Source organism: Planctomycetaceae bacterium, assembly GCA_041398825.1.
Classification (GTDB): Bacteria; Planctomycetota; Planctomycetia; order Planctomycetales; family Planctomycetaceae; genus F1-80-MAGs062.
Window position 1 is genome coordinate 63,834 of record JAWKTX010000013.1, and the last position, 22,633, is coordinate 86,466.

The following is a 22,633-nucleotide window of genomic DNA, read 5'->3' on the forward strand; positions in this document are numbered from 1 at the left end:
GTCACGCGTCTGTTGAAGTGGCCAGTCTTCGCCTTGGAAATTCCACTTAGAACGAGCCACGTCTTTGATCAGTTGCCTGCTCTGCTCTCAACTGCCCCGGCAGAAAAGTGCGGGCGCTGCGAGAAACCTTGTTCAGTTCAGACCCCAGTCCGGGATCTTACTTACTTAATCCAGAACATCGTCCAGAATCTTCATGACTCTGGCAGAATTGGTCTTTCGGAGTGGAACCAGTGTCACTCCCCGGGCGCGCGTGGTTTCGGAGGCCATGTCGAGTTTCTGTGCCAGATCTTTGACGTCTTCCATGAGTGATTGCGGAGCTTTCAGGACCAGGGAGTTTGTGTCCTGCTGGACTTCCACCGTCAACAGTGGAGATGATGCGGCCGCGTTGATTTGACGCAGAACAGCCGCGACGTCAGACGGAACGCCCTTTGGAATCGCAACGCTGCTGCGAGCCCCACCTGCCGTCATTTCGGCTCGGTAAACACCCTGAATGACATCTTCAACTCGTGAGGCGCTCGCGTGCTTCAGGACCAGAATCTCTGTCTGGTAGGCTCGACGAGAATCTTCCAGTCGATCCGAATCGAGCACTTCAATGAGTTGTTCGATACGGTTGCGGTCAGAACGACTGGCATACACGATCAGCACGTTCAGGCGTTCGTCAGGAACCATCACCACCTGACCGAAGTTCAGCAGTCCTTCTGAATCGTCAAATACCTGCTGCAGCATTGTGGCCAGGTCGGATGCTCCGGCGTTGGTGAGCTGATAGACACTGAAATCGCGATTGCGACCTCCGGCAATTCGTGAGTCCAGAGCTCGCAACAGCGATTCCAGCTGGTCCAGCGCTTCGGCATCATCGGAAGCAATTGTCAGGCGGTCGTTTCCAGGAACGATCACCACTGGAGGACTGGTTTCGGGAACGCTGCCCTCTGACGAGCGGAGATCCGGTACTTCAGAGATTGCACTCTCGGCTGCCTGGACGTTGCCCTGAGTTTCAGTCTGATGACGTTCATTGCGTTCATGGTCGATGTCTTGCTGAATGTTTTCCGGCGGCACAGAAAACTGACTCTGCGCGGACGGACCGGGTTGTGGATTCGGCGGCATAATCTTCAGCGGATTGTTACGCAGTCGAGGCCACAGGTCGCGGATCTTCTGAATGGCCTCATCGGTACTGCCACCGAATGGGATGGTACGCAGATTTGGGTTTCGTGATGCGGCCGGGCTGAGTCCACTCTCACCCATCCTGGACAGCAGTGTTCGCATCTCGGCAATCTGTTGTTTGGACGCCTGCACCCAAAGTTGCTGAGTATCTTCGTCTGCATGGATCATGGGTCGCGCCATTTCGCTCTGGAAGCGGCTGCTAATCATGCGGTCAATAGCTGATTGAGCGGTACTGGGTTCGAGGTACGAGAGTTGAAAGACTTCCATTTCGCGAGGCTCCGGAGTTCCAAGCCGCAGCATGGTTTCTTCGACGAGGCGGTGCCCTTCGGCATTTGTGGTGACCAGGAGGTTTCCGGTGACGTGTTCATGATGGACTCGCGAACCTGCAATTCGATCTCGCAGCATGTCGTCGACAACCTGACGCACCTGGCCCTGATCGAAGTCTCCAACCGGGTAAACCTTCAGTGTAAACGCCGCCTCTCCGTCAGCCGGATCAACAGCTGCCAGAGTTTTCTGAATGATGTCCTGCTGATCGGGGCGAGCAACGGCAACGATGGTTTGGTTGACTTCATCCAGCGATAATCGCACATCATCGGCAGTGCTGAACAGGTTCTCCAGAACTTCCAGCATCGTAAAGCCGTCGGCCTGATTCAGTGGGTAGTTCTGGGGAACCGGGCGTTCATCGGGAGAGGTTTCTCCATTCATCTGACCCACGATCGCTTTGATCGTTTCATGTTGTTCGGCCGTGGCGGTGGCCACCAGCACGCTGGCTCGACGATCAGTGACCAGGACGGCATCGGGCAGTAAAGCGGACAGAGCTGACTGAGCTTCGTCGGCATCGCCAATGCCCATTCGGTACGAGACTGTCTGAAGGCTGCTGTCGGTTTTTACGCCGTTCATCTGGTCGACCACCTGAGAAATTGTCTCGTGCTGTTCCGACGAAGCCGTGGCAACCAGGACTCTGTCCAGTCGGTCCGTGACAAGTACTGCGGTGGGAAACAGCGCCATCAGTGCGGACTGTGCGGCGTCTGCGTCGCCTTTCTGAAGTCGATAGGTACGAGTTTCCATCTGACCGCCGACCGGGTTCAACGTGGTGAGCTGCCGAATCAGCCCGGCAATTCGTTTCTGTTCTTCTGCCGGAGCTGTGACAAAAACTTCGCTGGAACGCACCTTCGAAGAAATCCTGACGTCTTTGGAAACCAGTGGTTCCAGTGCTTCCTGAACGGTCGGTCCATCCAGTGGTGCGACTCGGTACACCGCCAGCTCTTTGGGAGTTTCCTCAACAGGTTCGCCGTCGAAGTTCTGAATGACATCCTGGATCAGGCGATGCTGGTCTTCCCGCGCGACTGCCACCAATCGTCCCGTCCGATTGTTCACCGCAAGACGCACCTGGTCACGAGATGTGAACAGATCATCAATCAGGTCTTCTGCGTATTCTGCAGACACATTGTTTAGTTGGTACACCACCGGGTGAGGTGCGTTTTCGAGCGTGCCGCTGCCCGCAATCTGTTTTGAAATGGTTTCAATCATTTTGTGCTGATCGGGCGTGGCAGTGGCGACAATCAACTTGCGATCCGAATCCGTGACAATTGTGGCATCGGGATACAATGCCAGCAGAACTTCCTGCGCTTCATCGGCATTGGGGGCTCCCACCAGATACGTTTTTGTTTCCAGGCGATCGTCTGTCTGCAGACCACTGGTGATCTTTTCAATGGCGGCCTTTACTTCGGCCTGATCCTCCGGGAAGGCTCGCACAAACAAACGACGGCCAGTGGCATCGACGGTGATCTGAACATCGCCATCAATCAGGTTGGCCAGGACTTTCTGTACGGCCGTCGGATCAGTTCCGACGATGCTGTAGATATCCAGTTGCTTTTCCGGGACGTCTGCAGCCGCCGAATTCAGTTGTTTCAATGTCTCTGCGATGACCAGATGGTCGGGTTCGCTGGCGACGACGGCAATCTGGTCGGAGCGAGATCCGCTGGTGATTGTGGCCGCGGGAACGGCCTGACTGAGCACCGTGGTCGCTGTGGGGCCGGCATCGGCAATGGAATACAGCTTCAGTGTGCGTTGCGGGGCAAACGGCTTTTCTTCGGCCAGTTGGGTGAGCGTAGCAGTGATCTGAGCATCCTGTTGTTGGGTCACTCGCCCCATCAATCGTGCGCCGTCGCCGGTCATTGTGAGCGCGACACCGGGCACCGCAGTGGTAAGCATGGTCTGGACCGTGGTGATGGTTTTGGGATCAACCGCGTAAAACTTTAATTGCTTTGGTTCGGTAGCGGCTGGTGATTGTTCAAGTTGCCCCAAAGCAGTTCGAATGGTTTCCGCAGCTCGCTGATCGACCGCGGCAAACAACGACGTTCCGTCTGAACTGCTTTGAAAGGTCACGGCAGGAACAATCTGAGCCAGGATAGTTCGCGCGTCGGTTTCGGACACCTTGCTGATATCGAAAGTCTGAATCTTCTTTTCCTCGCCCTTTTGTTTCAGGCCTTCGATGAGACGAGCCACCAGGGCGTGATCAGGTGGGACGGCCCATGCCATCAGCTTCTGGTCGGTAACGATGATCTGCGCGTTCGGAACCGCGGCGGCCAGCATTGCCGAAACTCCGCTTTGATCGAGATTCTGCAGTGAATATTCCCGGAGTTCTGCTGTGACGGCACCGGATTCCGACATCGCTTCGACGGCTGCCTGAATGGCCTTGTGGTCGTTGGCTGTTGCCAGCGCTGTCATGGTGTGAGTGACCGGGTCCAGCAGGAACGTTGCGTTCGGGAATGCCGATTCGAAGAACGCCTGTTCGGTCGTCGTTTTGCTGTGGGACGTCGGATACGTGACAGCTGTGCGCTGCTGAAGTGGAGTGGCAGCAGCCTGCAGAGAGTCCAGAAGGTCAGCCACCTGCTGCTGATGTTCAAGGCGAGCTCGTACGATAAACGTCTGGCCGGTGGTGTCGTGAATGATGGTTGCTTTGGGGACTTCAGTGTTCAGTAATTCCAGCGCACTGGCGGTGTCAATGCCCTGAACCGGATACACCATCAGTTTAATGGGCGTGTCACTGTCAACTTCAGAATCCAGTTGTTCGATGGCGGCACTGATCGTTTTCTGCAACGCCGGCTTCGCGTGAATCAGCAAACGTGAGGCCGTCTGGTCGGTGGTGATCTTTGCGTCCGGAAACAACTCCTGCAAAACGATTGACACACTGGCGGGATCCACTTTGCGGATGGGGTAAACGATCAGAGATGGCTTTTCTTCCGCCGGAATGTCTCGCTGAAGCTGGCTTAATACTTCCGACACGATCTCGTGCTGAGACGGAGTTGCCCACACTGTCATCTCGCCCGGCTGCGCATCTGTGAGAACCTGCAGGCCGGTAAGCTCCGAGGTCAGGCTTTCCAGTATGGCTGAAAATCGGGTGCGTTGATCTGAGGTGACGTCGTAGATTTTCAGTGTCCGTTTTTCGCTCACCGGGGCTGATGCTTCCAGCTTGGCGAGCGTGGACTGAATTGTCTCGTGGTCGGCCTTCGTTGCGACGGCTGACAATCGCTTCGCATCAGTTTCAAAGGTGATAGTTGTGGCAGGCAGCATGGCCTGCAGGATGGCAGCGGCTCGGTCACCAGCTGCATTTTTCAATGGATAGAATTGAAGCTGCGGAACTTCCCCGCTGGACGCTTCTGCAACCTGAGCAATCGTTTGAGAGATTCGAAGATGGTCCTCTTCCATCGCGCTAATCAGCAGTCGGCGAGCGGAATTGTCGACCGTAATGCTGGCTTTGGGAATGAGGGAACCCAACAAGGCCGTCAGTGTTGCGGCATCCGACTTTGGCGGCAGTGGATAAGACTTGAGGACGGCCTGCCGATGCATTTCGTCCGTCGATACCTGCTGCATGACGTTGTCCACGATCACGTGGTCATCGGCAGAGGCAATGACCAGCAGACGTTCTTCGGCAGTGTTGGCAGTCACCTGAGCGTTTGGAGCGAGTGTGGCCAGCAGCGAAGTCACGCTGGTGATGTCAACTCCGGCAGCGTTATACGCTTTGAGTTGCCTGTCGGGGTGGGACAGGTTTTCGGCCAGTTGCTGCAACGTGGCTGCGACCTGTTGATGCTGTTCAGGAGTGGCCACGATCAGCAGTCGTTGGTTGGTCACATCACTGGTGATGGTGGCCTGAGGCACCAGACTGGTGATCACGGATGGTGCAGATTCCAGCACTGCAGCCTCCACCGCATAGGACTTCAGTTCGCCAGTGCTGATAGAAGCGTTCTGAATCTGCAGCTGCTCCAGCAGATCTGCGATGGCCTTGTGATCGCTGGCGTTGGCAATAGCCACCAGACTCCTGGACCGCGTATCGATGCTCACTTTGGCATCCGGCAGAAGAGCGACGATCATTTCCTGAGCGATCGGACCGGGCGTGTTGCCAAGCTGATAGACCTGCAGCTGAGTTTGTCCGGCCGTCTGTTGATTCAGAAGCAACTCCTGAAGTGATGCTGCGATCTTTTGCTGATCGATCGATGTGGCCCAGGCAACCAGACGTCGGCTGTCTTCGTCATAGCGAAATTGTCCTTCCGGAGAAATCAGTCGCATCGTGGCCAGCATCTCGTCCGCATCAGTAACTCGCGCCGGGTACAGTTTCAGCAGAGGTTGCTTGTCGGGGCCCTGGTTGGATTCCAGTTGCCCAAGGATGATCTTTGCCTTTGCCTGTTCAGCGGGAATTGCATTGACAGAAATCTGTCCCGCTTTGGCATCGACCACCAGTGTTCCGTTGACGATTGTCTTGAGAACTTCGCCAGCTTGTTCCGGGTTCGCGTGCTGAATGGGATACACCACCAGTTCCGGATTCGGGGCAGGTGGCTGGGGCCGTGGAGCCGGTGGCTTTGCCGGCACCGGAATCTTTTCGACCACCTGCTGAATGGTACGAACGGTCTGAGCAGCGTCGGCCACCAGAATTTGCTGGGTGGCCGACAGTACTTCGGCTTTTCCATAGGTACCCAGCAGCGGCTTGATTTCCAGAAGAGCTGTTTCCGAAGGTCGACCGGCCAGCGGAAGCAGTACGCTGACGAATTCGAAGCGTCCTCGATCCGCCAGTTCCTCTTCGGTGACTCGCGGAATGGCTCCGTCCGGCAGTCCACCTTTGAGGTTCAGACACATCAGCAGGCGTTCGCGACGTACCAGAGTGAAGCCTTTTGTCAGCAGCCAGCCGTTCAGCAGATCAATGGCTTCAGTCGGTGAGTAATCTTTGCTGTCGGTGTAGTTGAATGTGCCCGGTGGTGGTTCGTCCATCACCAGTGACAGACCAGCTTCGCTGGCCATCCATTCCAGGACTGTCGCCCACTTTTGTGAGCGAAAGTTGAATCTTAACTGAGGTGTTCCAAACAGCTTTTCGAAGGCGGTTTTCTGTTCTGCTGTCAGCAGCGTCGCCAGTTCCTGCTCAGCAGCGCTGATGATGGCCGCTTTCGCAGATTCATCCGCAGCTTCCGCCAACGCAGCATCACGTTTGGCAAGTGCCTCGGCAATGGCCGTTTGCTGTTCCGGGGTGAGCTTCAGATTCGATGCCGTCTGCACATCCTTCAGCCGACCGTAGTCCGTGCGATTGTCGTTGGCCCCGGAATCCTGAGCATACGCGGACAAACAGCAGCCAACGGCGGAAACGCAGAGGAATGCACGAATGAATGCACTAAGAATTGATGACATGGGATTTCTCGGCAACAGGCCGATCGGCTGGCGGAAGGAGTAAACAGGCGGGAGTTACGGGCAATTGAGACTAATGACCGGAATCAACAGGATACCTCGTCAATCAGCCACAAACCAGTACTTTTGTGAGTCACGAAGGGGGCAGCGCTAAGTTGATCATTATCTCGCCAGCCTCGCATGTGCTCTGACGGACTGTCTGTCTCAGGCAAGTATTTTTCGTAGCCTCCCCGCATCAGGTGAATTCCGCCTGAAAATCTGCTCACCGCCCTCCTCTCCCAGGTTCTCGTGTTGTCGTTGATCTGATAGCACCGCGTCTGTCGTTCGCGTTATAATCCCTACAATGCGTCGCAGGCTGATGCGGAAACGTCGTCTCTTCCGACGCTCTCGTTCGGGCGGAAGTTGAGGACGGTGTGATGACGAATTGAAAACGGGTGAATGGCAGCAGCCGACGGGATGATTCCGGGGAACATGACAAGTGGCGGGTTTAATGCTTTGGCACGCTCCCATCGGGCCGCGCGTTTAAACCTGGGATAAGTACGCAGCGGAACCAGACCGAGCATTGGAGACAGAAACGTGAGCACACTGGGGCAAGCAATTCTGATAAAACGGATTCCACAGATTCTCGGACTGCTGGTCCTGTTCGTCCTCAGTGACTCTACATCTGCTCAATTGTTTGGCCCTCGACGCGTTGGCCGGAACGTTCGTGGAAATCCAGCACCCAGCACTTCTTCTGTTGGAACGGTGACGGAGGACCGGCGGTTTGTTCGAGGCAATCGGTCGGCCAACGACTTTGTCGGCACCGACAGCACAGAAGCCCGTGCCTTCGTGGGAAGTACGCAGGCCACAAGCGACGGAAAAGTCACAACGGCGGTGGAAAGTCTGCGTGAGCAGCCGAACGTTCGCGTGAATCGCCCGGCTACCATCAGTCGAAGAGGTATTTATCGGCCCCGACTTCAGATCGCATTTTCTGTTCAGCCTGCGGAGCAACCAGAATCGTTGCGACAGGATCATCAGACGCCATTTGAAACTCTGTCAGGCTCTGTACGCGAACTGTCCAGGGAACACAGTTTCCGGATTACTCACGATCCCAGGGAGCGGTCCGCAACTCTGACTGGTACCGTTCCGACAGAGCACGACCGACAGATCGCTGAGCTGCTCGTCTTGTTTGAACCCGGTGTTGAAACTGTAGAGAACGATCTTCGGGTAGCGAATTGAAGTCCATGTTCTCACTGCTGTTCCGGACATGCGAACGGTCTTCAACGTGATCAGCCGCCTCCAGAATCGTGTTCTGCAATCCTGAAGGCAACAGATCACTTTGTGACATTTCCTGATGGCTGTGGTAATTCTCCATCGGCGAGTTTGTGTCAAGGAGTTCGTCGGGTGTGTATGCCTGCGGCCCCTGCATATTGCGTTTCAGAAACCCGTCTGTCAGTGGGATTTCAGCCGTGGTCAGAGTTCGCAAGGGTAACTGTTTTTCTGGTGTCAGCATCGGATCTTCAAACTTGACCTGCTGCACTGAGACGGGTGTTTCAGTTTGGAAAGCAGCAGTTTGAACTCCATCATTCGTTTGTTCGCGCCGTCGTTCCTTCTTCGCCAGTTCCGGAATTCGCCCCGGTAGAATCACCTGACCAGGGGCTGATGTAATTTCAGCGCCGTTTCGTCCTACGAATCTCGCGACCAGCGTCAAACGCGTCCTTTCACCATCCGTACCATCCCAGGGAATCCAGAAACTGTACGACTCTCCAACGGGGGATGTGCTGTAATGTTTCTGCAAATCGTCTGCTGGAAACACGTATTTGCGATCCGGCTTCCGCTGTTCCTCATTGTCCGAATCGTTCCACACATAGACAACCAGCGACCCATCCACTCGGACGGCACGCTTTCCGTCACCGGCGTAGAACATCACCCGGCCACCACAGCCGCGCTGGCCCTTTGTGCCGACCTGATGCAGAACGGTATCCGACCAGACAGGAATGATTTTTGTGGGGGTGACGAACTCCGGTTCTTTTTCAAACAGTTGCGCCGGGGAACGAATCAGAGACTGGCAGCCGCTGGCGGAGCATATCATCGCCAGAAGGCATACACCGGCCATCGAAACGGGTATTTGGCGAAGTTTTCTGCTGAACCCGGCCTGTCTTTCAGTCGATGGGTGCAGCTCGTCACTTCTCGATGGAATACAACGTTTCACGACATGATCGAGGTTTTTGTTTTCCGTCATTGATTCCCTCCGAACCACTTCAGGAAGCCCTTCTTCCGGGGCTTTTCCGTCGACCTGTCGAAGTCAGAGGTTGTCTCGTTACTTATCTTGCCGGAGTTCTTTGCCGCGGCAGGAGCAATCCCTGTGTCGCGGTTCGTTGAAGCTTCGTAGCCAGCATTCGTAACCGGAGTGAGACCTGGGTTCGTTCCCTGTTTTGATGCATCGCGATCAAACTCGAAGCCTGAAGCGTCATCTGAATACGGCGGGAACACGATGTCATTGTTGGGACGGCCACCAGGCTGCAGCTCCGCTTCTGGTAATGGAGCCAGTTCGATTGCAGGCACAGTGGGGCTTTCATCCGGAAAGATGACAGGAATGCCGTCGTCATCCAGCATCTGGCGATCCAGCTGCGGAGCACTCATCCATTCGAACACATCGCTCGATACCCAGGACATTCGCGACATCTCGACCTGCTTCAGGTATTCCGCCTCACTTTGTCCGAGGATGACCTGTGGCGTCAGAATGATCAGCAGTTCAGTGCGGCGATTGGTGTAGCCATCGTATCTGAACAAGTTGCCCAGCAGGGGCAGGTCACCCAGCCAAGGCACTTTCCGGGACAAAGACTTGTTGCTGTTGGTGATGAGCCCGCCGATGACGATGGTCTGACCGCTGGCAGCACTGACCGTTGTCTGAGCCGTCGTTACGTTCACTCGCGGTGAACGAATCACGGTGCCGTCGTTGGAGACGGAAATCGGGATCCCGTCGCGTTCGTCACCCACGTCCGACTTTTCTGCATCGATTTCCATCACCACCATGCCATCCGGGCTGATTCGGGGTGTGACACCCAGCAGCAATCCAACGTCCTCCAGAGACAGACTATTGATCTGGCCCAATTGAGTCAGTTGGCTGTTGACAATTCGCGGAACTCGCTGCCCCACCTGAATAAATGCCTGCTGATTGTCCAGGGTCATGATCTGAGGACGAGACAGAACTTCCATGCTGCCGCTCTGATCAAGAGCCCGCAGCAGGACGCTCACATTTTCGCTGCTTGCGGACAGGACCAGACCACCGTATTCGAGATCACTGTTCATTCGCCCCAGACTGAAATGCGACAGTGCCTGCCCCGCAACGTTTCCGGCGGACGACAGTGACTGTGTGCTGCCACTGTTGCCAAGCGGATTGTTGTTGAAGTCAAACCCGGGAGTATTGGACGCACCCAGAATTTGTTGCTGAGTTGTGGTGACAACACCAGCGGGCGTGGACGTGGAACTGGTAACGGTTGTCGAAAGCAGATCGCCCAGAAGACTTCGATCGAACAGCAGGCTGTCCTGCAGTCCCAGTTCCACTCCGAATTCGTGAAAGTTATCGAGGTCAATCTCCGCCAGAATCACCTGAATCATCACCTGGGGTGGCTGATCGTCCAGATCTTCCACCAGTTCCAGAATCTGTTCAAAATACCGCGGAGTAGCGCTGATGATCAGCGAGTTGCGGACAGGTTCCGGAACGACCACGACTTCCTGTTCGATCTGAGCGAACGGATTTTCGCGTCCGGGAGCGGCCTGAGTCACAATGCGTTCGCTGCGAAGAAAATCGTTCACGGCCTGAGCAACATCGTTGGCTGGTGAATTCTTCAGGCGATAAACACGATTGACGCGTTCCTGAGATTCGGTGTGATCCAGGCGCATCAGCAATGCTTCAATGATTTTCAGATCGCCTGACGTCCCCGTCGCCACAATGGTATTCGTGCGAACGTCCACGGAAAATCTCACCGGCACTGTCGAAGATTCGCCATCGGCGGTTGCCAGTTGAGGGACTGTGGATGTTGCTGCTTCAGGAAACAGTGACCGCAGAACTGAGACCAGATCCGTGGCGTCGCCATTGGAAATCTGAAATACCTTAATCTGAGCAGACGACGCAGGGTTCTCGTCGAACTGCTGGATCAGTTGCTCAACCAACGTCAGACTTTCTTCCGGTCCGGTGATGAAGATGCTGTTGGTGCGAACATCAGGTGTGAGCTTAACACTGTCCAGCAATCCCGACGCCACGACCTTCTCACCGCCCGGCTGATCCAGCATCAACTCCAGTGCCGCAGCCCTGCCGCTGCCGGTTCCACTGGCGGCCTGGATTGCTGCGGTCAGAGTTTCTGCAACATCGGCGGCCAGAGAATTCTTCAGACGGATGATGCGAGCCTTGTTGATAGAGGCCGAGGCTCCGGTGTCGAGCTGTTCAATCAGCTGTTCCACCTCCTCAAGATCACGTGGCGATCCATTGACGATCAGACTGTTCGTCCGGGGATTGGCTGTAATCTGCACATCCGGCCCCAGTCCCCCCCGACCGTTCAGGAATCCGGTGATGGATTCACCCACTTCAGCCGCCGGCGCATACTTCAATTCGAACACTCTCATCTGCGAATCCGGAGACACCGGGCGATCCAGCCGTTCAATCAGTCTCTTCGCGGCATTCACTGCTTCGCCCCAGCCGATCAACAATAATGCGTTCGGCTTGATGATTGGCGTAATCGAAATTCGACCCTGCAATGGTTCTGTCAGATCGTTCAGCACTTTTTCGATCAATGACTCCAGAGCCGAACCCTGCACGTGACGCAGATGATAGACCTCGATCTCAGGAGCTGTTTCTTCGCTCAGGCGTTCGATCTCCTGAATAATCTGCAGCAGTTCTTTCACATCCGGATCGCGGCCTCGCAGAATGAGTACATCCAGGTCCGGCAGCGGTTCTACCGTCACATCACTGGACGGCCGACGAAGATCGTCCGCCGTCTTCGTGTCACTCTGCACCGGTATCGTCGTATCGCCCTGCCGTTGTTCCTGAACCTGTGTCGAAAAGCCGACGGGGCGAATCCTGTTGTCTCGAGCAAACGCCGATTGTTCAAACGAATCGCGTGATTGCTGAAACGGTTTCTGCATCCCGTCGTTCAGCATCCGACCCTGAGCAGACGTCTGCTTCCACGTGCGAATTGCTTCCCGCAGAACATCGGGCCGGACGTTTCTGAGCGGAACGAAGCGGAATGTCTCCTGACTGGATGCTTCCTGAGACTGTTCAAGTGATTTCACAAGCGAACCGAACTGTTGTGCGAGTGCTGCGTCTCCCGACACGTAGCAGATGTTGTCATCAGAGTCGAAACGAATCCGCACGTTGCCTGTCGACGTCACGTAACGATAACCAGCACCGTCCTCGTCCTGAAATTGTTTTCCCAGGAGCTTTTGAACTGCCAGTTGACACTGCCGTGCCGTGATATTTCGTAAGGGAATAGCCAGTGACTGTGGACGATTAGAGGCCGCTTCCACGACGGATCCAGGGAACAACGCTGTGGCATCTGCACTCAGACGCTCTGCTGCGCGCGGCTTATTCTCGAAGACGCTGTTATCCTCAAAGACGCTGCCATTGAAAAAATCAGCGGGCTGCGAATCACTCGACTCGGCAATGATGGACCGTATCGTGTCATGCTGGTTCTGCGTCGCCATCACCAGCAGGCCCTGACTTTTACGATCCACTGTGACGCGAATATCCAGACCGAACATCTGACGCAGTTCACCAGCAATTCGATCGGTTCGTTCCGCCCCGACGGAATACCGCTTCAGTATCTTCGGAACTTCGATGGGGCGTGACTGATCCTCAATATCCACCTGTTTGATCAATTGGGACGCCAGTTTCTGAACGCTGGCGTCTCCACGAACAATCAGCTCTCCCCGTTCCGAGTCGGCAATGACCTGAACCGAAGAGGCAGATGCTCCCAGCAGATCCGTCAGCATGCGACGAACTTCGGCCGGACCGACGTGATAAACGCGGTAGGTTCGCAGATCTCCTTCCGCAGTGTCTGATGCCCGCTGCGCTGGCGAAGCAAAGGGAGCCGCAGACAGTAGAAGCAGCAGAAGGACGAGATATTTGGGCCAGCCGTTCGGCATTGAACCGGTTGCTCCGTTCGCCGCGTGTGTCAACAAATACCGTCACCGGTCAGAAACCGAGACGCCATTCAACCGGTATCGGTTAGGCTGGAGTGACTGATTAATCCGATTGTCCGGGTTATTCGGATTAGTCAGGATAGGCAGGATAGTGTCAGGGTGGAGGCTGGTTTCCGACGGGATTCCCGCAGATTCTGCCGGACTATACAGACGCGAAGGTGTGATCGCGGGCGGACTGCCTAGTCGGCGGAATTCGGACTCTCCGCCAGGTCCACTTCCGGCTGCTGCGTTTCAATGGTTGAAACGCTGGCTTCGGCAAAGCTGTGGCCGATCTGCATGGTGTAGAGGAATTCGCCCGACTTGAATGTCATCGATTTTTCGTCGACCTGAACAATCTTTCCGTGCAGAGCATGTGTTTGAAATTCATCGCCGGCAGATACCTGATGTACGGCATCTGTAATTTGTTCGGTAATCCACGCGGTCGGCTGGCCATTGCGATACGTGATGCCGCTCAGGATTGTCAGCTTCATCGGGTCCTGATGGTTGATACCGATTCCGAACAGGTTGTCGCGTGCAATGACGTCGTAGTCGCGTTCGTGAGTTGATGCCAGCAACTGTGATTTCCCTTTGGGCAGTGAGGTCCGCTGCGTTTTTGGAAGCATCAGCCCTTCGATCCCCAGGGCCAGGTCAAACTGTCCTGACTGGGCGACAGGGTGATTCGCAGATTGACAATACGGTGCCTTATGCAGCTGATTCGAACTGAAACAGGGCCGATGTGATTTCCCGCAATGTGCCGCCAGGCCTGAACGATGGGTGGCATCGCGATACAGACCGTAACGATTTGCCGGGAGTCGGAATCTACCGTTGCAGCTCGCAGCTTTGCCTGCCGTACAATGTCCAGCAGCCAGTTGCGATAAAGGGATCGAGCTGTTTCGGTATCGAACGGCAATGATCGCTGTTGCCATGCTTCAATTCGTTGCCCTGCGGTGCGAGCTTCTGCCAGCAGCTTCTCCTGTTTCTCGATGGTCTCCTGCAGTTCGCTGTTGTCACCACGCAACTCCTGCAGCGGCCCTTGTATCATAGACGAGAGCACAAAGTCGCCAGCACGCAGAACGCCTGTCAGGATTAATACCCCCAGCAATACCTGTTGTCGATTTACTTTCATGGCCGCTCCTTCGATGCAGCCGTTGCCGTAACATTGTCTGTTCGCCCCGACATTTTCCCTGCTGACTTCTTCGGAGGTGGGGCCGGCGATTCTTGCTCATCTGCCAGGTGGCTGGTGTACGAGTTCTTCGGACGATGTTTGACACCCATGGTGGTCTGGAAGACCCACTGGCTTTCCCGCCCGACTTGAACTTCGCGAATGCCGGGCGTTTTCGGAGAATGGTATTTGTCTCGAAGTTGTTCTTCCATCGCCCGAATGACTTCCGGACGTTTACTGGTACCGCGAAAGCTCACAATAAAATCGGAACCGGATGCGGCAGCAGAGAATTGATCAATCGTCAGGTCCGGGCTGGACGGCGTACGAATCGTCAGGTCTCGAAGTTCATCCAGCCAACTGATGCGGTTGTTTTCCCAGGCTGCCAGTACCTTCGCCAGATTGCGTTTGGAACGTGTGTCTTTGACCAGTTCGTCCAGTTCCCGGCTGCGAACCCTCAGTCGAGCATTTTCGGCACGAGCTTCTGCAAACATTGAGTTAACGTAGTACCAGCCTCCACCCAGTAACAGCAGCAAAGCCGCTGCAATAGCCAGTGCCTGCTGTGTGCGGCTGAAGGTCTTCGGAGGTTGTCGCGGATTCAGAAAGTCGACCGCGGGGGCAACTTTCAGAGCATCTTCGGCACATGCCGCAATCAATGGTGCGTATGCGCTGACGGCTGCATCACCCACTTCGCCTTCCACCACGGACGTTGCCGAAACACGGCGCACTTCCATTCCAAGCTGCCTGGACAATTCTGCCTGCAGCGGCGAACACTCAATTTCGGCACCGATCACGACGGCATCGGTGATGTGCAGATCTTCGCCGGATTCCGATTCCACAGCGAACAGAGTTTTCTGAACTTCAGCTGCCAGATGAACGGCCTCACGTTCGCCCCTGACTCCCCGGGGCAATCGCAGAGATCGAGACAAGAACGGGCTTCCACCACGCATCAGCAGCAACTGACCAGATTGTCGACCTTTGCTGACGACCAGAGAAACAGAGCTGGCTGCCCCATCGCCCGGCGAAGCAAACAGTCGTAACGGATGAGTCACCACGATGGCTCGTGCGCTGGCACAACCGGATTCCTTCGCGAGTCGCTGCACCAGTTCCTGTTCAGCCTTCGGCAATGCCATGGCCGTGACCCGAACAATGCGATCATCCGCATCGCATTGCGGAACGAAGTCCACCACGCTGTCTTTAGACAGACCAGACAGATATCGACTGGCCATGTTGTTGACAATGACGGGAAGTTCTCGAACATCTGCCGGCGGCACTGGAAATGAAGCTGCCTCCACCAGACCTCGGTTCACACAGATCAACAGTCTGGCTTTGCTTGCCTTGTGTTCGCGGATAATTGACTGAACGGTTACGACCAGTGCGTCCGGCAGGTTTCCGGTTTTCAGAGCGTCTGTCGACTCACCGTCGGGGCCTGAGCTCTCGTTTGTCTCGGTCCCTTCTGCAGATGGATTTTCGTCGACCACGGGCGCGCTATTCGAACCTGCTGCATCACTAAAGAGCAGGCGTTCACCCGACTGCAGCACGCGCAAAGCGTTTCCTTTTGTTGATTCGCCAAGGACGAATCGAACAAGAGAGGCATTCCAGCTGATGGCCAGTGATTTCATGCTTTGTTCATCATGAAATGAGTGATACAAGTGAGATGGACAACGGACCTTCAAACCAACCGTTGAGCCCGCAGCGAAAAGCCCCGCTTTGGATTTTCTGACCTTTCGGTCCCCGGGTAAACGCAGGGATGTCGCAGACACTAAACTACTCGACCGCAAACAACCCTTCCTGTGGTTCCAGTTGTTGAAGTGTCAACGGCAACGGCACAGATGTCTTGTCCAGCCAGTTTACCCGTCGTGGCACGCCGTTGGCAGCATCGATTGTGATTTTACGACGCAGGAAGGGTCCTCCCACAGCCCGGTACACAACGATCTCACCCGTATAAACGTTACCACCGGTCGTTATGTCAGGATAAAGACGACGATACGTCTGCAGATCAGCAATTCGCCGGGACAAGAGCCATGCAGAGCTGTGGAGTTCATCGCCGGACAACGATTGTCTCTGCTGCACAATTTGGGATGCAATCGCCGGATCATCGGTGAGTGCCCGCAAGACTTCTTCACTGGCGAGTAATATGTTCACTCGTCCCCGCACCACCGGTCGTGTTGTGTCGACAGTTGTTACCAACTGCTCCAGGCGAGCGAACATTCGCAGCGATTCCGGGTCGTCGGACCGAAATGGACTGTCAACTCGTTGTCGATTTCCTGGCTGATTCACCACGACGGAACTGTCGATCAGGTCCGGTAGTTTCAGCATTCCGTTGATGGAAACGACGGGCAAAGAATTCAGATCGACCGCCAGCGGATTCATTGGGGGCAACGATGCCGGTGCAGAATTCACTCCAACCATCAGAGCCAGCGCAACATAACGTGCCACGCCCGGGGACACCGCTGCAGACAGACGTTTCTCCAGATCAGCAAGGTCCGACAATGCGAGTTGGTTGAGAACAATTCTGGGGGGGCTGATTTGCGTCGGTTCCGCAGAAGTCAGCGTAAGATATCTTTCCCAGCTGGCAGACGCCGTGTCTGATGCAGATCCGCCGGAACCGAAAAACGCGGCCCGGGTGACGCCTCGAACGAGCAGCAATTCGGTCAGTGTCTGCGGCAGTCCGTTTCGAGGCTGAACATTGATCTGTTGAGCGTTGCGTTCCTGCTGTTGCCGGTATTCATTCTGTTCGGCGCCGGATGGGCGTGGTGTGTCGTCGTCGTCGATCCAGTCCAGAATACAATCAGCAGCTTCCTCGGTCATTCCGGGAATGTGCAGCAACGCGCGTCGACCTCGGCCAGGTTCGACCGTGTCCCAGTAAAGCACTCGCCCCAGGTTCAGTTTGGCAGATTCGTTCTCTATGCCAAATTCCGGGGCGGCAAAGGTATCGATGTTGTTGAGAAGATCGATCTCTTCCGCGCCCACATAGGCCTGAGTTCCCCGCTGTTGCTTCCGCATGGCGTCGAACGTCGAAAGATTGCGAATGACAGCAAAACGCCATTCTGAATCCATCGGGGCCGTACCATCTGAGGTTCCAGATTCGCTTAGCGACGCAAGAGTGACTGCCTGAAAAGGATTCGCGGATTCTGAGAGCACAGAATCCGGTGAAGTCTCTTGCTGAGGTTGTTGCTGGCGAGCAACGTGAGCCAGCAAATAGTTTTCAGCACTGGCCATGACCTGCTGAGCCTGCAGCAGATCGCCGTTGATGCGTGTGGCTTCGTATTCGGTTGTCATCTCCGAAACAAAGCCAAATCCGGCGAACGCGATCATCACGACCAACACCAAAACCACAATCAGCACCACACCACGGCGCGCTGAAACTGACAGACGCGCGAACGTCCAGTCTGCCCCTGGTTGTGATCGGGCTGCATTCACAAAGAACCTCCCGGAAGACCAGCATCTGTTGGGGTCAACAGAATCGTTCTCGAATAACGTCGAGCCGCAATTGCCTGTGGATACAAGTCGTCTGTGGAATGTGAAGAGATCGTTTCGGAAGCTGACGCTTCAGGAGCACTTGTCAAATCTGTGGTCGGTAGAGGGTACGTTTCGTCGCGCTGTCGCAGATCCTTCTGTGAAACAACATCCAGTGAAATGCGAACCGCTTCGGGCAATCCCTGCAATCGATCTGCAGTCCAGGAAGACAACCAGCGGCTTCCGTCAAAGTACTCAAAACGACAATTGATCACTTCCGGAATGGATTCGATGTCTGCCTGTGGCAGATTGCTGAAGTCTCGCGAATCGGGTTCTGACGCTAAGGTGAGTTGGTCTTCGGCCTGCATCAACAGCAGCAGGTTCTGTCGTGAAATTTCGATCGAATTGACCTGCCGCTGCAGTTCTGCTGTTGATTGCCCGGCTTCCAGCGCGTCCACGGATTGAGTATCGGACTGAATACGGTACAGCCCCGGCACCAGAACAGTCGAGACGGAATCGGCGGAACCCCCGTTCTCCGCTGTAATCATCTGGTAGACGACGGTCTGAAATTCCGTCACGTTGCCAACATCCTGCTGTTGCATCGCTGAGCCACCACCGAGTTCATTCAGGAGATCCATGTCGGACGCGGTGTGGAAGGTCGGTGGTTCGAATGTACGAATTCTCAACCGCAGTGCAGTGGAAGTCCCCGACAAAGACAATTCGCCCACACGGCTTTCCGCTTCGGTGGTCTGTCGTCCGTCGAATGGCTGCTCTTCGAATGGTGATGGCTGTAAGCCGGTGTTAGTGGCGGCGGACGGCAAGGGTGCGACGAAAGTGAGATCGTTGAGGGTGTCACCGAATTCCATCATCGACGGTGTCGGTTCGGCCACATTCACTCCTGCCAGATCGTCGTGCATCAGCTCAAACAGCGACCGCACAAGCTGCTGCTCTGTGGTGCGATCTCGTCCCGCTGTCAGCAGGCTGTTGTACAACGACATGATTGTCCACACGCTGGACATCAGCACAGACACCAGCACCATCGCAATGATCATTTCGACCAGTGTGTAACCGCCGCGCGTGGTGGGCAGGGATCGACCGACGAGGTTCATGGGAAGCTCCCCGCAAAGTCGAACATGTCCGGGTTACCGATGTTGACGCCCGACGTGCTGCGAATCAGACGGCTGAGAGTAAATTGATTCCGTCGCTTCCGGGCTGCGGATTCAACTTCGTTCGTCTCCGGCTGTGCAATGAACTGTCCAGAGTCATCCGGTTCGACAGTCACGGTCACTCTTACAAGTTCCGGCATGTTTCTGATCGGAGTTACCACGACCGAATGCAGCCAACGCTGTTGAGGAACACTCACCTGAAATTCGGAATTCTGTGAAACGTCATTCGACAACGCTTCGTTCCGTGTGAGGTCATCAAGTGTCGTCATCTGGCTGTTTGGCACGACGGTTTCCAGCACCGCGCGGTCAACGGCCTGCAGCGGGCGTTGGCCCAGAACGATTTCGTTGATGGTGCGTTCGCAGGTACGGTGCGCCTGCGACAGCAGGGCTGCTTTCTGAGCCGTTGATCGCCCCATCCCCGCCAGCCGCGCCAGCACAATCACGCTGCCCATCAGAATGGCAGTCGCCAGAATGATTTCCATCAGACTGAAGCCACATCGCGAAGACCGTCGAGAAACTGGCGGGCGAGGGAATCGCATCATATGGCACCCTCCCTCACCACGTCCTGCTGATCTATAGACGGAAGGCGAAACGGAGCCGTATACGAAATGCTTCCGGTCAGGCCGCGAACATTCACCTTCACCGCGAAGTTTCGACTGCCACCGATCTGAATTTCGGCGTCACGACTTCGACCGTTCGGACGGAATCGAATCGGCTCCATCTCTCGATCAGAACCAATCGGCGCATTCTCAACGAGTCCTGGCACCGAATCCGCTTGGGCATCCGGCAGCAATCCGGAATTCGCCCGTGTGACTTCGGCCATGACGGGTTCGATAAACCAGCATCCTGTTGGAAGCTGGCCTTCGTGGATGACTTCCAACTTGTTGCCCGGCGATGATTCAGTTCCAGTGATTCGTTCATCCAGTGCGCCATCGGTCGTGAGAGTCGCAGACGAACCGAACGGTGTTCCTGAGCATTCAAGCCACCAGCGGTCGGTCCCGGGTTGATATCGGAACAGCACGTCACAGCCGCGGCGAATCGCAGTGGCACGAGCTTTCGCGATGGCGGCTTTGACTGATGTTGCAGACGATCGCAGACGGCTCTTGTCCAGGGGCCCGCGCATCGAAGGCAACGCGAACGCTGTCATGGTGGTTAGAATTGCCAGCACGATCAGCAGTTCCGGCAGAGAGAATCCGCCGCGTGCTGATCCAACGGCCTGCCCTGCCCCAACATTTCCTGTGCCAACAAGTCTGTTCCAACGCTTTCGTTCACGGAAGGCCGGAGGGAGACTGGATTCGTACACCGGCATCCGACGGAAGTCGTCTGCAAGGCGCAAGAGTTTGCAGATCGCCCTGAACATTATCACTCCGCCTAACAAGGGCACGGCCTCGGGCCCACTGGCGTGGAAAGCAATTCGGCGTGGATCGTGCCAGACGCCGAGGTGCTTCCGTTGATCGCCTGATGAAATACGCACACACTGTGCACGCAAATTCTTCCTTACGATTCTAAACATCGCCATCTGATGAGACGTCTCCGCCTTCGCTGGCCGCTCCGTCACCGGTCCAGCTCACAATGTCATCTTCGGTGTTTTCCTGTCCGTCCGGGCCCAGTGACCAGATGTCAGGCACGTTTAACGTGTTGTGGGTGGCGGGAAATTCGTAGCGGTAACTGTTGCCCCACGGATCCTTGGGCAGCTTTTCTGTTTTGATGTAAGGACCATCCCAGTTGGATGAACTTCCACCACCGTTTTCATCGCCCTCCAGTTCCGGAGCTGCTTCGGAGCCGCTTTCCAGATCACCTCCGGCCGAGTCCGCTGACGGTTCTGAAATCAATGCCGCCAGTCCCTGTTCTGACGACGGGAATTTGTTCATATCAATTGCGTAGCGTTCGAGTGCCGACTGAAACATTCCGATCTGCGTTTTCACAGAATTGATGTCTGCTTTCTCTTTGCTGCCCAGCAGTCGCGGGCCCACCAGCGACACCAGCAGGACCAGAATGGCCATCACGATCAGCAGCTCCGTCAGCGTGAAGCCACGGCGTGAGTTCTTAATCAGGTTCAGATTTCGTTTTTTCATCTGTGCATTCCTTTCGTAAATGCTGAGCGAACCGCGTCAGCCCATCGATGTACTCATTTCAAATACCGGAAGCAGCAGTGCCACAATGACAAACAGCACGGCACTTCCCATGACCATTAACAACGCCGGTTCAATCAGACGAACCATTGTATCAAGTTGCCGAGCCACCTTTTTGTCGATGCCGTCGGCAATGTTATTCAGAACTCGTTCCAGATTATTGGCTTCTTCCGCGATGCTGATCATGGCCATCACATTGGATGGAATCAGCCCGCACTTCGACAGAGGTTCCGAAAGAGTCGCACCGGAAGAAATGTTTTCTGCCGATTCGCGAATAGCACTGCCCAGCACGACGTTGCCTGACGAATCGCTGCTGATCTCCAGAGCCTTCAGCATGGGCACTCCGTTTCGAAGCAGCGTTCCCAGAATACGACAGAAACGTGATGTTGCTCCGTTCAGAAAAATGGGCCCGAAGACCGGCAATCGAGTTTTCGCACGATCGATTTTCCGGCGTCCGTCCGGCGTCGCAGCCCACTTCCGAATGGCAATCACGACACCCATCAGTGCTAACGCAACCAGAATGCCGAATTTCCCCAGAAAATCGCTGAGCCAAAGCAGAACAACGGTGGCCGTTGGCAGAGTTCCTTCGCGTTCCAGTTGAGCGAACAGGTCGCCGAATTTGGGGACGAAAAACACGATCAACACAATCGTGACAATCGACCCGGCCGTGGCCAGAAAGGCGGGATACGCCATCGCGCCACGAATTTTGGCCCGCAGCTCCTCCTGCCGTTCCAGAAACTCGGCCGTCTGTTGCAGCGATTCTTCCAGAAACGCACCTTCCGCTCCCGCGCACAATGCTGATCGTCAGTTCGTTAAAGACGTCACTGTGAGCTTTCATGGCTTCATGTAACTGTGCTCCTTCCGAAATGCGACTGCGCACATCAGCCAGCACCGACTGCAGCCGATCGTTGGGAGTTTGTTGGATCAAAACTTCCAGCGACTGCAGCATCGGCACCCCGTTGGCCAGCAGATCGGACAACTGAGTGAGCGTGCTGGCCAGCAGTTCTGTCTTGATCGGACGATTAAATTTCAGGCCGAAAGAAGGAGCTTTTGACGGCTTCACGTCGATGGGAAACAGTGCCTTATCCGTCAACAAAGCCATCACATCATTGCGCGACTCGGCTGTAATCAGGCCGCTGACGTCCTGACCTGCCATGTTGCGAGCTGTGTAGGCAAATTCCTGCATGATTTGAAATGATTGGTTGTCATCGATCAGTCATGGTGTGTCAGCAAGCGGCACAGGCCAATGCCAGGCAACAACCGGCGTGCGTGCGAGCTAACAAAACCGCATGTTGCACTAATCCGCTTTGGTCACTCGCAGCACTTCGTCGATACTTGTTTTCCCGTGAAGCACTTTCCGCCAGCCGTCGTCGCGCAGAGTCCTCATCCCTGCAGCAACCGCTGCTTTGCGAATCAGGTCGGTGCCAGCCTTGTCGTGCGCCAGCTTGCGGACTTCGTCGTTTGCTTCCAGGAGTTCGTAAATGCCCATTCGTCCGGAGAATCCGGTTCCACGACAGTTGCGGCAGCCAACCGGACGGTAAATGGTGGTTCCGTAGGTGATTTCATCGAAAGGAAAGTCGTCGGGAACTTCGTTATACGCTGGCTGATATTCTTTGCAGCAGTCACGACACAGCCGCCGTACCAGCCGCTGAGCCATAATGCCTTCCACGGTGCTGGACACAAGAAACGGTTCGACTCCCATATCCACCAGACGCATGAAGCGCCGG

General features: G+C 55.4%; 14 protein-coding genes. All 14 read right to left on the reverse strand.

The window, feature by feature from the left end; genetic code table 11:
• Positions 1-165 precede the first annotated feature (165 nt).
• Positions 166-6,834: a secretin N-terminal domain-containing protein gene (locus R3C20_21100; protein MEZ6043008.1), complete on the reverse strand. Its 6,669-nt coding sequence runs from the start codon at positions 6,832-6,834 to the stop codon at positions 166-168.
• Positions 6,835-6,917: 83 nt separating this feature from the next.
• Entirely contained in the window at positions 6,918-7,097 is a 180-nt protein-coding gene (locus R3C20_21105) for a hypothetical protein (protein ID MEZ6043009.1), read from the reverse strand.
• Between the two features lie 812 nt (positions 7,098-7,909).
• A complete protein-coding gene (locus tag R3C20_21110) occupies positions 7,910-9,052 on the reverse strand; it encodes a hypothetical protein (GenBank protein ID MEZ6043010.1) in 1,143 nt (380 codons plus the stop codon).
• Entirely contained in the window at positions 9,049-12,954 is a 3,906-nt protein-coding gene (locus R3C20_21115; GenBank protein MEZ6043011.1) for a secretin N-terminal domain-containing protein, read from the reverse strand. Before R3C20_21115 ends, R3C20_21110 begins: the two co-directional genes overlap by 4 nt.
• Positions 12,955-13,190: 236 nt before the next feature.
• The gene (locus R3C20_21120; protein ID MEZ6043012.1) at positions 13,191-13,613 is read right to left on the reverse strand and encodes a hypothetical protein; all 423 of its coding nucleotides are present in this window, start codon (positions 13,611-13,613) and stop codon (positions 13,191-13,193) included.
• Positions 13,613-14,116, reverse strand: coding sequence for a hypothetical protein (locus R3C20_21125; GenBank protein ID MEZ6043013.1), 504 nt, complete (start codon positions 14,114-14,116; stop codon positions 13,613-13,615). The genes R3C20_21120 and R3C20_21125 overlap by 1 nt, the downstream gene beginning before the upstream one ends.
• Positions 14,113-15,912 (reverse strand): hypothetical protein, encoded by a 1,800-nt coding sequence (locus tag R3C20_21130; GenBank protein ID MEZ6043014.1) that lies wholly within the window; start codon positions 15,910-15,912, stop codon positions 14,113-14,115. The genes R3C20_21125 and R3C20_21130 overlap by 4 nt, the downstream gene beginning before the upstream one ends.
• A 4-nt stretch (positions 15,913-15,916) precedes the next feature.
• On the reverse strand, positions 15,917-17,572 hold the full coding sequence (locus tag R3C20_21135) for a type II secretion system protein GspK (GenBank protein MEZ6043015.1): 1,656 nt from the start codon (positions 17,570-17,572) through the stop codon (positions 15,917-15,919).
• Entirely contained in the window at positions 17,569-18,717 is a 1,149-nt protein-coding gene (locus tag R3C20_21140; protein MEZ6043016.1) for a prepilin-type N-terminal cleavage/methylation domain-containing protein, read from the reverse strand. The genes R3C20_21135 and R3C20_21140 overlap by 4 nt, the downstream gene beginning before the upstream one ends.
• Entirely contained in the window at positions 18,714-19,316 is a 603-nt protein-coding gene (locus tag R3C20_21145) for a hypothetical protein (GenBank protein MEZ6043017.1), read from the reverse strand. Before R3C20_21145 ends, R3C20_21140 begins: the two co-directional genes overlap by 4 nt.
• Positions 19,313-20,134: a prepilin-type N-terminal cleavage/methylation domain-containing protein gene (locus tag R3C20_21150; protein ID MEZ6043018.1), complete on the reverse strand. Its 822-nt coding sequence runs from the start codon at positions 20,132-20,134 to the stop codon at positions 19,313-19,315. Before R3C20_21150 ends, R3C20_21145 begins: the two co-directional genes overlap by 4 nt.
• Before the next feature lie 145 nt (positions 20,135-20,279).
• A complete protein-coding gene (locus R3C20_21155) occupies positions 20,280-20,849 on the reverse strand; it encodes a type II secretion system protein GspG (protein MEZ6043019.1) in 570 nt (189 codons plus the stop codon).
• A gap of 36 nt (positions 20,850-20,885) precedes the next feature.
• Complete coding sequence (locus tag R3C20_21160) at positions 20,886-21,701, reverse strand: type II secretion system F family protein (protein MEZ6043020.1); 816 nt, start codon at positions 21,699-21,701, stop codon at positions 20,886-20,888.
• A 502-nt stretch (positions 21,702-22,203) separates the two neighbouring features.
• A complete protein-coding gene (locus R3C20_21165; GenBank protein ID MEZ6043021.1) occupies positions 22,204-22,623 on the reverse strand; it encodes a hypothetical protein in 420 nt (139 codons plus the stop codon).
• Positions 22,624-22,633: the final 10 nt, after the last annotated feature.

Excerpts from the sequence above, each read along its gene's own strand:
- R3C20_21100 (MEZ6043008.1), bottom strand. The coding sequence starts at position 6,834 with ATGTCATCAATTCTTAGTGCATTCATTCGTGCATTCCTCTGCGTTTCC.
- R3C20_21110 (MEZ6043010.1), bottom strand. The coding sequence starts at position 9,052 with ATGACGGAAAACAAAAACCTCGATCATGTCGTGAAACGTTGTATTCCA.
- R3C20_21115 (MEZ6043011.1), bottom strand. The coding sequence starts at position 12,954 with ATGCCGAACGGCTGGCCCAAATATCTCGTCCTTCTGCTGCTTCTACTG.
- R3C20_21120 (MEZ6043012.1), bottom strand. The coding sequence starts at position 13,613 with ATGCTTCCAAAAACGCAGCGGACCTCACTGCCCAAAGGGAAATCACAG.
- R3C20_21125 (MEZ6043013.1), bottom strand. The coding sequence starts at position 14,116 with ATGAAAGTAAATCGACAACAGGTATTGCTGGGGGTATTAATCCTGACA.
- R3C20_21140 (MEZ6043016.1), bottom strand. The coding sequence starts at position 18,717 with ATGAACCTCGTCGGTCGATCCCTGCCCACCACGCGCGGCGGTTACACA.
- R3C20_21145 (MEZ6043017.1), bottom strand. The coding sequence starts at position 19,316 with ATGATGCGATTCCCTCGCCCGCCAGTTTCTCGACGGTCTTCGCGATGT.
- R3C20_21150 (MEZ6043018.1), bottom strand. The coding sequence starts at position 20,134 with ATGTTCAGGGCGATCTGCAAACTCTTGCGCCTTGCAGACGACTTCCGT.
- R3C20_21155 (MEZ6043019.1), bottom strand. The coding sequence starts at position 20,849 with ATGAAAAAACGAAATCTGAACCTGATTAAGAACTCACGCCGTGGCTTC.
- R3C20_21165 (MEZ6043021.1), bottom strand. The coding sequence starts at position 22,623 with ATGCGTCTGGTGGATATGGGAGTCGAACCGTTTCTTGTGTCCAGCACC.